This window comes from Pseudomonas sp. lyk4-R2A-10 (genome assembly GCF_030209075.1).
Taxonomy (GTDB): domain Bacteria; phylum Pseudomonadota; class Gammaproteobacteria; order Pseudomonadales; family Pseudomonadaceae; genus Aquipseudomonas; species Aquipseudomonas glycinae.
On record NZ_JARVSR010000002.1, the window covers coordinates 770,188 to 784,352 of the forward strand.

Genomic DNA, 14,165 nt, shown 5'->3' on the forward strand with positions numbered 1-14,165 from the left:
GCCTCTCGATGGTCTGAAAAAGATGCTGGATAATAAAGCATGACCCGCTTGACGGCTAGCGCCGTCGGAGACCCTTGCAATGCCTGATCAAGATGTACGCTTGCAACACCTGAAAGTTTGGCTCGATGAACAGCTGGCAACCCTTTTTGCAGCTCAGGGCTGGGGAGCCGTACCCCCGGCCACGTTGACCGCGGCCAGCAGCGACGCGAGTTTCCGCCGGTATTTCCGCTGGGAAGGCGCCGGTCGCAGTTTCGTCGTGATGGACGCGCCGCCGCCTCAGGAAAACTGCAAACCGTTCGTGGATATCGCTTTTTTGCTGGCGAAATCCGGCATCAACGTGCCGAAAATTTATGCCGAGGACCTCGAACGCGGGTTTCTTTTGCTCAATGACCTGGGCAACAAGACCTATCTGGACGTGATCGACAGCGAAAATGCCGACGCGTTATTCAGCGATGCCTTGCAAGCGCTGCTGGCTTTTCAGCAGCTGCCGATGGTGGCACCACTGCCGAGCTATGACGTCGCGTTGTTGCGCCGCGAGCTGGAGCTGTTTCCCGAGTGGTACGTGAAACGCGAGTTGGGCGTCGAGTTCGATGCCACTCAACAGCAGCAGTGGCAAAAGGTCAGCGAGCTGCTGATCGACAGCGCCCTGGCCCAGCCGAAAGTGCTGGTGCACCGCGACTACATGCCGCGCAACCTGATGCTCAGCGAGCCGAACCCCGGCGTGCTGGATTTCCAGGACGCCGTGTACGGCCCGGTGACCTACGACGTGACCTGCCTGTTCAAGGACGCCTTCCTCAGCTGGCCAGAAGGACGAGTGCGCGGCTGGCTGGAAAGCTACTGGCAGCAGGCGTCAGCACTGAACATCCCGGTGCAGCCGGACTTCGAGGAGTTCCTGCGCGCCAGCGACCTGATGGGCGTGCAGCGTCATCTGAAAGTCATCGGAATCTTCGCCCGCATCTGCCATCGCGACGGCAAGCCGCGTTACCTCGGCGATGTGCCGCGGTTCTTCTCTTATATAGAAGCGGTCATCGCGCGCCGTCCCGAGTTGGCGGATTTGCAGGCACTGCTCGCCAGCCTGCGTGGTGGAGCGACGGCATGAAGGCAATGATTCTGGCGGCCGGCAAAGGCGAGCGCATGCGCCCGCTGACCCTGACCACCCCCAAACCGCTGGTGCGAGCCGGCGGCGTGCCGCTGATTGAATATCACCTGCGTGCCCTGGCCGCGGCCGGTTTCAACGAGATCGTGATCAACCATGCCTGGCTCGGACAGCAGATCGAAGATCATCTGGGCGATGGTTCGCAATTCGGCGTGTCGATCCAGTACTCGCCTGAAGGGGAACCTTTGGAAACCGGCGGCGGAATTTTCCGCGCCTTGCCGCTGTTGGGCGAAGACGCGTTTCTGGTGGTCAACGGTGACATCTGGACCGATTACGACTTCAGCGTGCTGCATCAGCCGATCAACGGCCTGGCGCATCTGGTGCTGGCGGACAATCCGGCGCATCACCCGACAGGGGATTTCACCCTGACCGACGGCCTGGTGCGTGATGGCCAGGCCGATTTGGCAACCCTGACCTACAGCGGCATAGCCGTACTGCATCCGCAGTTGTTCGACGGCTGCCGCGACGGTGCCTTCAAACTGGCGCCGCTGTTGCGTAAAGCCATGGCGGACGGGCAGGTGACCGGCGAGCGGTTGAAGGGGCACTGGGTCGATGTCGGTACGCACGAGCGTCTGGCCGAAGCTGAAGCCTTGATAGAAGCGAGTCGCTGATATGTTGTGGCCAGGGACTCTGATTGGAGCCGGAGCGGGTTTTGCTATCGCCAGCATTCCGGGGGCCATGCTTGGGGCTTTGTTGGGGCAGGCGCTGGATCGGCGCCTGCATTTGCAGAGCTGGGGGCATTTGCGGGAAAAACTCGGCGGCCGGCCGATGCTGCGCAACGACGAATTGTTGTTTGTGTTGCTCGGGCGTCTGGCCAAGAGCGACGGGCGGGTCACGGACGGTCACATTCAGCAGGCGCGGCAGGAGATGCGCGCGCTGGAAATGAGCGAACCGGCACAGCGCCGTGCGATTGCCGCGTTCAATCGCGGCAAGTCCGGCAACGACAATCTGCGCGGTTATCTGCGTCGCTTGAGCACTCAACCCCATGCGGCCGAAGGCGTGTTGCGCGCCTGCTGGCGAATGGTCTGGGCCGATGGCCGGGCCGGCGTCAGCGAGCGAGAATTGCTGGCGCAGTGGGGCAAGTGGCTGGGCTGGACGACCCATCAGATCCAGGCGCTGGCGGCGGACTACGAGCCGCACAAGCGTCCGATCGTCAGTGCGGCGGTGAGCTATCAGGAGGCGATGCGCCTGCTCGGTGTCTCAGCCACCAGCGAACCGGCGCAGATCAAACGTGCCTATCGACGCCTGCTCAGCCGGCATCACCCGGACAAGGTCGCCGGGACGGGTGCCACGCCGGCGCAGGTGCGTGAGGCCACCGAGAGGACCCGCGAATTGCACAATGCCTACACGTTGATTCGCGAACGGCGGGATTTTCGTTAGGCATAAAAAAATCGCAGCGTCGGGCTGCGATTTTTTTGTCTGCGTTTTGACGGTCCGGACTATTAGTCCGGGCTCTGCGGATTCAGCCAGCCACGCACCCGGCGGAACAATTGCTCCTGTTCGGCCTTGTTGTCCGGCAAGGCCTTGAGTGCGACCTGACTGAACGCGGACGTCTTCAGTCGCTTGCTCGCCTGCAGGCGCTCCAGTGCCGCGTTGCGGTCCAGCGCTTTATCCATGTAGAAAATGTCCGCCGTCGGCAGCTTCAGGGTCGGTGTCAGTTCCACCAGCTCCGGTTTGGCCTTGGCCGGGGTCTGCGCGGCCACCAGCAGCAGCTTCTCGACCTGCGAGCTCTGTCTCTCGCTCATGTAGCGCGCCGCCCAGTAAGCGCCGGTGCCATGACCGAGCACGACGATGCTGCGCGCGCTCTGTTGTTCGGCGTAGGCCAGCGCGGCGTCGATGCGGGCGAAGATTCGCTCGGCGTCGGCCTTGGACTGTTCCTCGGTGGATTCAGCCACGACCTTGTCGGCCACATCGGCTTCGCCACCGGCGGCTTGTTCGATCGGCTCGGCGGTGGTCGAATCCTTACTGCCCGGGTCGACGGTTTTCGGCGCGGCGGGTGCTTCGACCACGCGCGGTGCGATGGCATCGCTTTGCAGATCGGGCAGTGTGATACTCAGGCTGCTCCACTCGACGTCCGGCAACTTGCGGCGCAACGGGCTGATCGCCTGGGGCCAGTCGGCGGTTTCGCCGGTGCCGGGAATGAGGATCACCGCTCCTTTGGGTTCGGCGGTGTTGGCCGGTTTCCACAGGGCGAGGAAGGTGTCGCTGCCGGCTTGCAATTGCTGTTGTTCCTGGGCCGGAACCTTGCGTTCGAGTGCCGCGGCTTCTTCCTGACTACGCTCAAGCAGAGGCTGGCGTTCGAGCGGTTTTTCTTCGGTGGCTTTTTCTGCGGCGGGGGCGGATGCCGGATCCGCGGCTTCGACGGAAAACGCACAAGGCAGGATCAGCGACAGGCACAATGCTGGCATTGCCAGGCGATAGACAGGGGGCATCGGTTATTCCAGGCCAGAAGATATCCCGGCAGCCTAATGGGTTGGTCAGAATTTGTCAGTGTATGAGACTTCAATGATGCGTTTTTGCTGCCTGTGGGTTATCGGCTGTCTGGCGTTTCCCTTGATGGGCTGGGCGGCGCCTGCGCCCCCGAGTCACCTCGCGCGGTTGTCGGCGAGCGAACAACAGTGGCTCGCACAGCACAATGAATTGCGCGTGGGCCTGGTGTTGCAGGCGCCGTACGCGCAATACGACCGGCGCTTGCAGCGGCTGTCGGGGGCCAATGTCGAGGTGATGAAGGCATTGGCGAGGGCGCTGAATGTCGAGCTGAGCTGGCGCAACTTTCAGGATCTGGCACAACTCGAGGCCGCTGCCCGGGACGGCGAGATCGACATCGCTCCGGGCCTGACCCAGACCCCGGGCGGGCTGCGTCTGTGGCAGTTCTCCGACCCGTACATGCGCGTGCCGCAACTGGTGGTCAGCGACCAGAAAAGCAGCGCGACCGTGGAGCTGGAAAAACTCGACAGCCAGACCCGCGTCGCCGTGCGCATGCCCGGCGTCACCGCCGATTACCTGCGCGGCAACTATCCGCACCTGAATCTGCAAGGCGTACCGATGGAGCGTCAGGCGCTGCAACTGTTGCTGAGTCAGCAGGCGTCCTACGCGGTGGTCGATGAGGCGCAGCTCGGTCGGCTGTCGGCGGAACCGGAGTTCGCCGGGCTGGTGGTGGTCGGTGATATCGGTCTGCCGCAACTGCTGCGCATCGGCACCCGCCGCGACTGGCCGGAGCTGGCCGGAATCGTTGAAAGCGCCCTGCGCGCAATCCCGGCCAAGGATCTGGAGCGCCTGCATGCGCAATGGCTGCAACCCAAGTATCCACGGCTTTCCGAGTCGCCGGGCTTCTGGCAGAACCTGAGTCTGTTGTTCGCAGTGTTGCTGCTCAGCTGCGTGGCCATCGTGTTCTGGCAACGCCGCCAGCAACGCAGTCTTGAACAACGTTTGTTCGACGCGCGTGAAGACATCGCCCTGCGTGCCGCCAGCGAAGAAGCCCTGCGCCTGACCCAGTTTTCCATCGATCAGAGCACCGTCGGCATTCTCTGGGTCAACTGGGACAGCCATGTGCGCTACGCCAACCGTGCGGCAGAAAACATGCTCGGTTATCCGCAGGGCGCCATCATCGATCGACCGTTGATCGACTTCGAACCGGGCCTGCACATGGATCGCTGGCTCAACCTGTGGAAGCGCGCCCGGGCCAGCGAAGAAGGGCCGCTGAGTTTTGAAACCAACTGCGTGCGGGCCGATGGCAGTGTGCTGCCGGCCGACGTGTCGCTGAGCTTCCTGCGATTTCGCGATGGCGAGTACCTGGTGGTTTACCTCACCGATGTCACCGAGCGCCGTCGTGCCCTGGCGGCGTTGCAGGAAAGCGAGGCGCGGCTGCAAGGCATCGCGGCCAATGTGCCGGGGCTGGTGTTCCGTCTCGAGCGCGCACCGGTCACCGGGCAGATCGACTTTGCCTACATCAGCGAGGGCAGCGAAAGTCTGGTCGGCTACGCGCCGGCCGCCATCGCCCATCGCGACATGGGCTTGCGCAGTCTGGTGCATCCGGATGACCGGGCCGCCTATCACCAGACCCAGGATCAGGCGCTGGACACCGACAGCGACTGGTCGTGGCAGGGCCGAATTCTCACGCGTCAGGGCGAGCAGCGCTGGGCCGAAATCAAGGCCATCACCCGTCAGCTGGAAGGCGGGTCCTATGTCTGGGACGGCATCGTCTGGGACATCACCGAAAGCAAACGCATCGAACTGGAGCTGGCGGCCTCCCGTGAACAATTGCGCGAATTGTCGGCGCATCTGGAAAGCGTGCGGGAAGAGGAAAAGGCGCGCATCGCCCGCGAGGTTCACGATGAGCTGGGGCAGATGCTGACGGTGCTGAAACTGGAGACGTCGATGTGCGAACTGGCCTACGCGCAACTCGACCCAGGCCTGAACGAGCGGCTGAACAGCATGAAGCGCCTGATCGCCCAGTTGTTCCAGTTGGTGCGCGATGTGGCGACGGCATTGCGCCCGCCGATCCTCGATGCCGGGATCGCCTCGGCCATCGAGTGGCAGGCGCGGCGGTTCGAGGCGCGCACGCAGATTCCGTGTCTGGTGCAGGTGCCGGACAACCTTGCACCGCTCAGCGACGCCAAGGCCATCGGCCTGTTCCGCATTCTTCAGGAGGCGTTGACCAACGTCATGCGCCATGCCCAGGCGCATACTGTAGAACTGACGCTGACGCAGGAAGGTGACGAATTGTGTCTGACGGTCAGCGATGATGGCGTAGGATTTGTCGCCGCTGCCGGCAGGCCGACATCCTTTGGGCTGGTGGGCATGCGCGAGCGGGTGTTGATCATGGGCGGGCAGCTGTCACTCGACAGCGAACCGGGCGAGGGCACCACGCTGAGCGTGCGGGTGCCACTGGATGAGGAGAAGTAAGTGATCCGTGTACTGGTAGCCGAAGACCACACCATCGTTCGCGAAGGCATCAAGCAATTGATCGGCCTGGCCAAGGATCTGCAAGTGGTGGGGGAGGCGAGCAATGGCGAGCAGTTGCTGGAAACCCTGCGCAACGTGCCCTGCGAAGTGGTGCTGCTGGATATCTCGATGCCCGGCGTCAACGGGCTCGAAGCGATTCCGCGGATCCGCGCGCTGAACCATCCGCCGGCGATTCTGGTGCTGTCGATGCACGACGAAGCGCAGATGGCCGCCCGGGCACTGAAGATCGGCGCCGCCGGGTATGCGACCAAGGACAGTGATCCGGCGCTGCTGCTGACGGCAATTCGCAAGGTCGCTGCAGGTGGGCGTTACATCGACCCGGAGCTGGCCGACCGCATGGTCTTCGAAGTCGGCCTGACCGATGCGCGGCCGCTGCACTCGTTGCTGTCGGAGCGCGAGTTCTCGGTGTTCGAACGGCTGGCGCAAGGCGCCAACGTCAACGACATCGCCCAGCAATTGGCCCTGAGCAGCAAGACCATCAGCACCCACAAGGCGCGGCTGATGCAGAAACTCAACATCACTTCGCTCGCCGAGCTGGTGAAGTACGCGATGGAACACAAGCTGCTCTGAGCGACATATCCATTAGCGACAGGCGCTTTTGCCGGTTCTGGCGGCTTGAGCCCCGACCCATGCGCCGGGTTTGCCAAAACGCGCCATCCGTGTAGGGCAATCCCTACCCCCGGCCTTCCATCCGGCTGAGGCGATTCTCTCCTGCGCCCCGATTTGCGTGACTGCAAGCAGCCACTAGGCTTACTCCCACAGCAGTCATCAATAACAAAGGTGTGGGTATGAGCCAGGTCGAATCAAACGCAGGGGCCAGCGATGTGCTGGTCAGCTTTCGTGGAGTGCAGAAGAGCTACGACGGCGAGAACCTGATCGTCAAAGACCTCAACCTGGACATTCGCAAGGGCGAATTCCTCACCTTGCTCGGACCGTCCGGCTCCGGAAAGACCACCAGCCTGATGATGCTCGCCGGTTTCGAGACGCCGACCGCCGGCGAAATTCTCCTTGCCGGGCGGGCGATCAACAACGTGCCGCCGCACAAGCGCGACATCGGCATGGTGTTCCAGAACTACGCGCTGTTTCCGCACATGACCGTCGCCGAAAACCTGGCGTTTCCGCTGACCGTACGCGGCCTGAACAAGAGCGACGTCAGCGACAAGGTTAAGAAAGTCCTGAGCATGGTTCAGCTCGACGCGTTCGCATCGCGTTATCCGGCGCAGTTGTCCGGCGGCCAGCAACAACGTGTAGCACTGGCCCGTGCGCTGGTGTTCGAGCCGCAGCTGGTGCTGATGGACGAACCCCTCGGCGCCCTCGACAAACAACTGCGCGAACACATGCAGATGGAAATCAAACACCTGCACCAGCGCCTTGGCGTAACCGTGGTCTATGTGACCCACGACCAGGGCGAAGCCCTGACCATGTCCGACCGCGTCGCCGTGTTCCACCAGGGCGAGATCCAGCAGATCGCCCCGCCGCGCACCCTCTACGAAGAACCGAAAAACACCTTCGTCGCCAACTTCATCGGCGAGAACAACCGCCTCAACGGTCGCCTGCTCAGCCAGAACGGCGAGCGCTGCGTGGTCGAGCTGGGGCGCGGGGAAAAGGTCGAGGCGCTGGCGGTCAACATCGGCCAGACCGGCGAACCGGTCACCCTGTCTATCCGCCCCGAGCGCGTCAGCCTCAACGGTTCGAGCGACCAATGCGTCAACCGCTTCTCCGGGCGGGTGGCCGAATTCATCTATCTGGGCGACCACGTCCGGGTGCGCCTGGAAGTCTGCGGCAAGACCGACTTCTTCGTGAAACAACCGATTGCCGAGCTCGATCCTGCGCTCGCAGTCGGTGACGTGGTTCCGCTTGGCTGGCAGGTCGAGCACGTTCGCGCGCTCGATCCTCTTCTAGAGGCGCACTGAAACGCCCCGCAATACCAACACCAACCCTGCACGTGGAGAGAACAATAAATGTTGAGATCCCTGAAGTTCACAGCCCTGACCCTGGGCCTGATGGGTGCGGCAAGCGCAATGGCCGCTGGGCCGGATCTGACCGTGGTGTCGTTTGGCGGGGCGAACAAGGCGGCGCAAGTCAAAGCCTTCTACGCACCGTGGGAAGCAGCGGGCAACGGCAAGATCGTCGCCGGCGAGTACAACGGTGAGATGGCCAAGGTCAAAGCCATGGTCGACACCAAGAGCGTGTCCTGGGATCTGGTCGAGGTTGAATCGCCGGAGCTGTCCCGTGGCTGCGACGAAGACATGTTCGAACAACTGGATCCTGCGCTGTTCGGCAAATCCGAAGATTACGTCAAAGGCGCGATCCAGCCGTGCGGCGTGGGCTTCTTCGTGTGGTCGACCGTGCTGGCCTACAACGCCGACAAGCTGAAAACCGCACCGACCAGCTGGGCGGATTTCTGGGACACCAAGAAATTCCCGGGCAAGCGCGGCCTGCGCAAAGGCGCCAAGTACACCCTCGAATTCGCACTGATGGCCGACGGCGTTGCGCCGAAAGACGTGTACAAGGAACTGGCCAGCAAGGGCGGTCAGGATCGCGCATTCAAGAAACTGGATGAGCTGAAACCGAACATCCAGTGGTGGGAAGCCGGCGCTCAGCCGCCGCAATACCTCGCTTCCGGTGACGTGGTCATGAGCTCGGCCTACAACGGTCGTATCGCTGCGGTGCAGAAAGAGTCCAACCTGAAAGTGGTGTGGAACGGCGGCATCTACGACTTCGACGCCTGGGCCATCCCGAAAGGCCTGGACGCCAAGCGCGCCGAAGCGGCGAAGAAATTCATCGCGTTCTCGGTGCAGCCACAACAACAGAAGACCTACTCGGAGAACATCGCCTACGGCCCGGCCAACTCTCAGGCAGTGCCATTGCTGGACAAGGCGATCCTGAAAGACATGCCGACCACCCCGGAAAACATCGCCAACCAGGTGCAGATCGATGTCAGCTTCTGGGCTGACAACGGCGAGCAACTGGAGCAGCGCTTCAATTCCTGGGCTGCGAAGTAAGGCTGATGCATACGCGGCGTCACCCCCAGGGTGACGCCGTCATTTAAAAGATTTGCGGAGTACGTCATGGCCATCGCCGTTCCCCTGAACGAGGGCAACAGCCCCACCTTGAAGCAGCGGCTCAAGCACGCCGAGCGGGTCAACCGCTGGAAGGCCCAGGCGCTGATCGCGCCGCTGGTGCTGTTTCTGTTGCTGGTGTTCCTGGTGCCGATCGTGGCGCTGCTCTATAAAAGCGTCGGCAACCCGGAAGTGGTCAGCGGCATGCCGCGCACCGTGACTGCGATTGCCGCGTGGGACGGCCGAGGCCTGCCCGCAGAACCGGTCTATAAAGCCGCCAGCGAAGACCTCGCCGAAGCGCGCAAAAACCAGACTCTGGGCGATCTGTCCAAGCGCCTGAACATGGAGTTGGCCGGTTATCGCAGCCTGCTGACCAAAACCGCCCGCTCGCTGCCATTCGCCAGTGAACCGGCCTCTTATAAAGAAGCGCTGGAAGGCCTCGACGAGCGTTGGGGCGATCCGGCCTACTGGCAAGCGGTGAAGCGCAACACCAGCAGCATCACCCCGTTCTATCTGCTGGCAGCGGTGGATCATCGCATCGACGACCTCGGCGAAATTGCCCCGGCGACCCCGGATCAGGCGATCTACCTCGACATCTTCGCCCGGACTTTCTGGATGGGCCTGATCATCACCGTGATCTGCCTGGTGCTGGCCTATCCGCTGGCGTACCTGTTGGCCAACCTGCCGTCGCGTCAAAGCAACCTGCTGATGATTCTGGTGCTGCTGCCGTTCTGGACGTCGATCCTGGTGCGGGTCGCCGCGTGGATCGTGTTGCTGCAATCCGGCGGATTGATCAACAGCGCGTTGATGGCGATGGGCATCATCGATAAACCGCTGGAACTGGTGTTCAACCGCACCGGGGTCTACATCTCGATGGTGCACATCCTGCTGCCGTTCATGATCCTGCCGATCTACAGCGTGATGAAAGGCATCTCGCCAACCTACATGCGTGCCGCGATTTCCCTCGGCTGCCATCCGTTCGCCAGTTTCTGGCGGGTGTACTTCCCGCAGACCTACGCCGGTGTCGGCGCCGGTTGCCTGTTGGTGTTCATCCTCGCCATCGGCTACTACATCACCCCGGCGCTGCTCGGCAGCCCGAACGATCAGATGGTCAGCTACTTCGTCGCGTTCTACACCAACACCAGCATCAACTGGGGCATGGCCACCGCACTCGGCGGGCTGTTGCTGCTGGCGACCGTGGTGCTTTATCTGATCTACAGCTGGCTGGTAGGCGCCAGTCGCCTGCGCCTGAGCTAAGGGGAATTTGAAATGCTGAGTCCTTATATGTCGCCCGTCGAGCGGGTGTGGTTCTACAGCTTGCGGATCCTCTGCGGCTTGATCCTGTTGTTTCTGATCCTGCCGGTGCTGGTAATCGTGCCGCTGTCGTTCAACTCGGGCAGTTTCCTGGTGTACCCGCTGCAAGGTTTCTCGCTGCACTGGTATCAGGACTTCTTCGCTTCGGCGGAATGGATGCGCTCGCTGAAGAACAGCATCATCGTCGCCCCGGCGGCGACGGTACTGGCAATGGTCTTCGGCACGCTCGCTGCCATCGGCCTGACCCGTGGCGACTTCCCCGGCAAACCGCTGGTGATGGCGCTGGTGATTTCGCCGATGGTGGTGCCGGTGGTGATCATCGGTGTGGCCAGTTACCTGTTCTTCGCGCCGCTGGGCCTGGGCAACAGTTTCTTTTCGCTGATCGTGGTGCACGCGGTGCTGGGTGTGCCGTTCGTGATCATCACGGTGTCGGCGACCCTGCAGGGGTTCAATCACAACCTGGTGCGGGCGGCCGCCAGCCTTGGCGCCTCGCCACTGACCACTTTCCGTCGGGTGACCTTGCCGCTGATTGCGCCGGGGGTGATTTCCGGTGCGCTGTTTGCCTTTGCAACCTCGTTCGATGAAGTGGTGGTGACGCTGTTTCTTGCAGGTCCCGAGCAGGCGACGTTGCCTCGGCAGATGTTCAGCGGGATTCGCGAGAACCTGAGCCCGACGATTGCGGCGGCTGCGACTCTGCTGATTGCCTTCTCGGTGATTCTGTTGCTGACGCTGGAGTGGTTGCGTGGGCGGAGTGAGAAGCTGCGCACCGCTCAGGTCTGACAACTGCACAATCCGGGTTGTCTGCCATTCATGCGCTGAATGACAGACAACCCGATTTCCCCAGCTACGCTTGTGCTCAGCTCCCACATCTATAAGAGGCTGCGCACGATGAGTCTTTCCTCGTTCAAGATCGCTCACAAACTGATCACCGGCGCCGGGGCCATCGAGCAACTGGCGGCCGAACTCACGCGGCTGGACATCGACAACCCGCTGATCGTTACCGATGCCGCGCTGGTCAAGTCCGGCACGGTGGAGCTGGCGCTGGCGCAGATCGGCGAGCGCGAGTACGAAATCTTCGACCGGGTATTGCCGGATCCGGAAATCGCCATCGTCGAGGATTGCATGCGCGTCTACCGCGAAGGCGGGCATGACGGTCTGATTGGCCTCGGTGGCGGCAGTGCCATCGACATCGCCAAGAGCGTCGCGGCGTACGCCGGCTATCACGGTGCGCTGGAAGATCTGTTCGGCGTCGATCAGGTGCCGCGCAAAGGCCCACCGTTGATTGCGATCCCGACCACTGCCGGCACCGGTTCTGAAGTGACCAACGTCGCCATCCTTTCGGACAAGGTCGCCCAACTGAAGAAAGGCATCGTCAGCGATTACCTGTTGCCGGACGTGGCGCTGGTCAGTCCGCAGATGACCCTGACCTGCCCGCGCAGTGTCACCGCCGCCAGTGGCGTCGATGCGCTGGTGCATGCCATCGAATCCTATCTGTCACTGAATGCCTCGCCGATCACCGATTCGCTGGCCATCGGCGCGATCAAGTTGATCGCCCGGTCATTGCCCAAGGCCTACGCCAACCCGTCCAACCTGCAGGCCCGGGAAGACATGGCCACCGCCAGCCTGATGGCCGGCATGGCGTTCGGCAATGCCGGGGTCGGCGCGGTGCATGCGCTGGCGTATCCGCTGGGCGGGCGATTCAACATTGCTCACGGCGTCAGCAATGCGTTGCTGCTGCCGTATGTCATGACCTGGAACAAGATGGCCTGCGTCGAGCGGATGCAGGATATTGCCGAAGCCATGGGAGTGAAGACCGCTCATCTGAGTCTCAATGCAGCCGCCGATAGCGCCGTCGCGGCGATGACCGAACTGTGCGCGGCGGTGGAAATTCCACTGGGGCTGCGCAGCTTCGGCGTGCCCGAAGAGGCGATCCCGGCCATGGCCGTGGAGGCCGCCGGCATCGAGCGCCTGATGCGCAACAATCCGCGCAAGCTCAGCGCCGCCGACATCGAGAAGATCTACCGGGCGGCGTATTGAGAACCTGCCGGTCATCGGTCATGGCACAACCCAATCATCGCGGTCACGGTGCGCGCGCGGAAACTTGAGGTATACAATGCGCGCCATCGTGATTTAGCTCAGAAAAGGTGCGTCATGCAGCCCTTCGTTATTGCTCCGTCGATTCTCTCCGCCGACTTCGCCCGCCTGGGCGAGGAAGTGGACAATGTTCTGGCCGCCGGTGCCGACTTCGTCCACTTCGATGTCATGGACAACCACTACGTGCCGAACCTGACCATCGGCCCGATGGTCTGCGCCGCGCTGCGCAAGTACGGCGTGACCGCGCCGATCGACGCGCACCTGATGGTCAGCCCGGTGGATCGCATCGTCGGCGACTTCATTGAAGCCGGCGCCACCTACATCACCTTCCACCCGGAAGCCACGCTGCACGTCGATCGTTCGCTGCAACTGATCCGTGAAGGCGGCTGCAAATCCGGCCTGGTGTTCAACCCGGCGACCCCGCTGGATGTGCTCAAGTACGTGATCGACAAGGTCGACATGGTCTTGCTGATGAGCGTCAACCCGGGCTTCGGCGGGCAGAAATTCATCCCCGGCACCCTCGACAAGCTGCGTGAAGCCCGCGCGATCATCGATGCCTCGGGCCGTGACATCCGCCTGGAAATCGACGGCGGCGTCAACGTCAACAACATCCGCGAAATCGCTGCCGCTGGCGCCGATACCTTCGTGGCCGGTTCGGCGATCTTCAATGCGCCGAACTATCAGGAAGTCATCGACAAGATGCGTTCCGAACTGGCGCTGGCTCGCCCATGAGCGGTTTTGAGCAGCTGTTCCCGGGGCAACTGCCGCGGTTGGTGATGTTCGATCTGGATGGCACGCTGATCGATTCGGTACCCGACCTGGCGGCGGCGGTGGATAACATGCTGCTCTCCCTCGGGCGCAAGCCTGCCGGTATCGAGTCGGTGCGCGAGTGGGTCGGCAACGGTGCGCCGGTGCTGGTGCGCCGTGCGTTGGCCGGTGGCATCGATCATTCCGCCGTGGATGACGTCGAAGCCGAGCATGCGCTGGAGGTTTTCATGGAGGCCTACGGCGCCAGCCATGAGCTGACCGTGGTCTATCCCGGCGTGCGCGACACCCTGAAATGGCTGCACAAGCAGGGCGTGGCCATGGCGCTGATCACCAACAAGCCGGAGCGCTTCGTCGCGCCGCTGCTGGATCAGATGAAGATCGGCCGCTACTTCAAGTGGATCATCGGCGGCGATACCCTGCCGCAGAAGAAGCCCGATCCGGCGGCGCTGTTCTTCGTCATGAAGATGTCCGGGATTCCAGCCTCGCAATCGCTGTTCGTCGGCGATTCGCGCAGCGACGTGCTGGCGGCGAAAGCGGCGGGGGTCAAATGTGTCGGGCTGAGTTATGGCTACAACCATGGCCGACCGATTGCCGAGGAATCCCCGGCGCTGGTGATCGACGATCTGCGCAAGCTAATTCCCGGTTGCCTGGATACGGCCGCTGAGATAACGTTGCCCGACGCTGCTCAATCCCCTTCTGGAAACGCCATCGTGGTGGTCACCCGCAAACTCTGGATGAAAGTCATCAAGGCCCTGGCCCGCTGGCGTTGGCGCGCCTGACTTGTTCCTGGCCGGCTTGCCGGCGCG

General features: G+C 62.5%; 13 protein-coding genes. 12 read left to right on the forward strand and 1 reads right to left on the reverse strand.

Annotated elements, in window-relative coordinates; translation table 11 throughout:
* Positions 1-79 precede the first annotated feature (79 nt).
* From QRN46_RS05830 to QRN46_RS05840, 3 genes are read left to right on the forward strand one after another with little or no spacing between them, the layout of a single operon-like run.
* On the forward strand, positions 80-1,099 hold the full coding sequence (locus QRN46_RS05830; protein ID WP_285354390.1) for an aminoglycoside phosphotransferase family protein: 1,020 nt from the start codon (positions 80-82) through the stop codon (positions 1,097-1,099).
* Positions 1,096-1,767 (forward strand): N-acetylmuramate alpha-1-phosphate uridylyltransferase MurU, encoded by a 672-nt coding sequence (gene murU, locus QRN46_RS05835; RefSeq protein WP_201817804.1) that lies wholly within the window; start codon positions 1,096-1,098, stop codon positions 1,765-1,767. The genes QRN46_RS05830 and murU overlap by 4 nt, the downstream gene beginning before the upstream one ends.
* A 1-nt stretch (position 1,768) precedes the next feature.
* The gene (locus QRN46_RS05840; RefSeq protein ID WP_221616023.1) at positions 1,769-2,536 is read left to right on the forward strand and encodes a TerB family tellurite resistance protein; all 768 of its coding nucleotides are present in this window, start codon (positions 1,769-1,771) and stop codon (positions 2,534-2,536) included.
* 62 nt (positions 2,537-2,598) lie between these two features.
* Here the strand turns inward: QRN46_RS05840 and QRN46_RS05845 are convergent, their stop codons facing one another.
* Positions 2,599-3,588 (reverse strand): alpha/beta hydrolase family protein, encoded by a 990-nt coding sequence (locus QRN46_RS05845; RefSeq protein ID WP_285354391.1) that lies wholly within the window; start codon positions 3,586-3,588, stop codon positions 2,599-2,601.
* A gap of 73 nt (positions 3,589-3,661) precedes the next feature.
* Here QRN46_RS05845 and QRN46_RS05850 point away from each other — a divergent pair, with 73 nt between their 5' ends.
* The 9 genes from QRN46_RS05850 (at position 3,662) to QRN46_RS05890 (ending at position 14,138) form a co-directional block, all read left to right on the forward strand.
* On the forward strand, positions 3,662-6,061 hold the full coding sequence (locus QRN46_RS05850; RefSeq protein WP_011336201.1) for a PAS domain-containing sensor histidine kinase: 2,400 nt from the start codon (positions 3,662-3,664) through the stop codon (positions 6,059-6,061).
* Complete coding sequence (locus QRN46_RS05855; protein ID WP_011336200.1) at positions 6,062-6,691, forward strand: response regulator; 630 nt, start codon at positions 6,062-6,064, stop codon at positions 6,689-6,691.
* 218 nt (positions 6,692-6,909) lie between these two features.
* Positions 6,910-8,034, forward strand: a complete 1,125-nt coding sequence (locus QRN46_RS05860) for an ABC transporter ATP-binding protein (protein WP_007959931.1) — start codon at positions 6,910-6,912, stop codon at positions 8,032-8,034.
* A gap of 48 nt (positions 8,035-8,082) precedes the next feature.
* Positions 8,083-9,126, forward strand: coding sequence for an ABC transporter substrate-binding protein (locus QRN46_RS05865; protein WP_007959933.1), 1,044 nt, complete (start codon positions 8,083-8,085; stop codon positions 9,124-9,126).
* 66 nt (positions 9,127-9,192) lie between these two features.
* On the forward strand, positions 9,193-10,440 hold the full coding sequence (locus QRN46_RS05870; protein ID WP_011336199.1) for an ABC transporter permease: 1,248 nt from the start codon (positions 9,193-9,195) through the stop codon (positions 10,438-10,440).
* A 12-nt stretch (positions 10,441-10,452) separates the two neighbouring features.
* Complete coding sequence (locus QRN46_RS05875; RefSeq protein WP_011336198.1) at positions 10,453-11,277, forward strand: ABC transporter permease; 825 nt, start codon at positions 10,453-10,455, stop codon at positions 11,275-11,277.
* A gap of 108 nt (positions 11,278-11,385) precedes the next feature.
* Positions 11,386-12,534: an iron-containing alcohol dehydrogenase gene (locus tag QRN46_RS05880; RefSeq protein WP_201817803.1), complete on the forward strand. Its 1,149-nt coding sequence runs from the start codon at positions 11,386-11,388 to the stop codon at positions 12,532-12,534.
* Positions 12,535-12,648: 114 nt separating this feature from the next.
* The gene (rpe, locus tag QRN46_RS05885; protein WP_007918813.1) at positions 12,649-13,323 is read left to right on the forward strand and encodes a ribulose-phosphate 3-epimerase; all 675 of its coding nucleotides are present in this window, start codon (positions 12,649-12,651) and stop codon (positions 13,321-13,323) included.
* Positions 13,320-14,138, forward strand: a complete 819-nt coding sequence (locus tag QRN46_RS05890; RefSeq protein ID WP_201817802.1) for a phosphoglycolate phosphatase — start codon at positions 13,320-13,322, stop codon at positions 14,136-14,138. Before rpe ends, QRN46_RS05890 begins: the two co-directional genes overlap by 4 nt.
* Positions 14,139-14,165 lie beyond the last annotated feature (27 nt).